This is a genomic window from Mycobacterium sp. E136, from assembly GCF_001666865.1.
GTDB lineage: Bacteria > Actinomycetota > Actinomycetes > Mycobacteriales > Mycobacteriaceae > Mycobacterium.
Genome location: NZ_LZJE01000078.1, coordinates 1 through 599, shown reverse-complemented (window position 1 = coordinate 599; position 599 = coordinate 1). Strand labels below are relative to the sequence as shown.

Here is a 599-nt window from a genome sequence, read left to right as displayed (position 1 = left end):
GATCGCGATCGACCCGACGCCGCCCGTCCCCCAGACCACGGTTCTCAGCGGTGTTTTCACGATTCCTCCGTTGCTGCGATTGACCCCGTCACCAGTGCGGCGCGCTCGAGATACTCGCGACCGATTCGTCGCCCTGCCGTCTCCCACACATCTGCACAGCGACCGAGTACAGCTCGGTCGTCGGCGCTCCCTCGGCGGGCGCCCGGATGTCGAACCGGAGCGTGAACATCAGCACCGCGACAAGGCCGGGGTATTCACGACGACCGACTCTAACCTAATCTTTGTTCTGGTTACCATTAATAGTGGATGCTATTCTCAGCGCTGGCTTTGTCGCCACACCGGGCTCCCGGAGGAGGATCGATGACCGGAGGTAAGCACCGCGTCGTGGTCTGGTCGACCGGCGGCGTCGGGTCGATCGCGATCGATGCGATCCGGAGCAGGCCCGACCTCGAACTGGTCGGGGCGTGGGTGCACTCCGAGGAGAAAGTCGGCAAGGACGCGGGGGTGCTGGCGGGCGGTGATCCGATCGGGCTGGCGGCCACCAATGACGCCGATGCGTTGATCACGCTGCGACCGGACTGCGTGGTGTACGCCGCGAG

Annotated in this window: 1 protein-coding gene and 1 pseudogene; one reads left to right on the top strand and one right to left on the bottom strand. The window is 65.1% G+C overall.

Annotated elements, in window-relative coordinates; genetic code table 11:
• Positions 1–88 precede the first annotated feature (88 nt).
• Positions 89–229 carry a hypothetical protein gene (locus A5698_RS28455; RefSeq protein ID WP_156670581.1) on the bottom strand — a complete coding sequence of 47 codons (141 nt, stop codon included), beginning with the start codon at positions 227–229 and terminating at the stop codon, positions 89–91.
• A gap of 131 nt (positions 230–360) precedes the next feature.
• On the opposite strand from A5698_RS28455, the pseudogene A5698_RS05710 reads away from it, so the two are divergent.
• Positions 361–599 (top strand): annotated as a pseudogene (locus tag A5698_RS05710) (dihydrodipicolinate reductase); the annotation flags it as partial.

Bases quoted from the DNA above. Each gene is read 5' to 3' on its own strand.
- A5698_RS28455 (WP_156670581.1), bottom strand. From the start codon at position 229: ATGTTCACGCTCCGGTTCGACATCCGGGCGCCCGCCGAGGGAGCGCCG.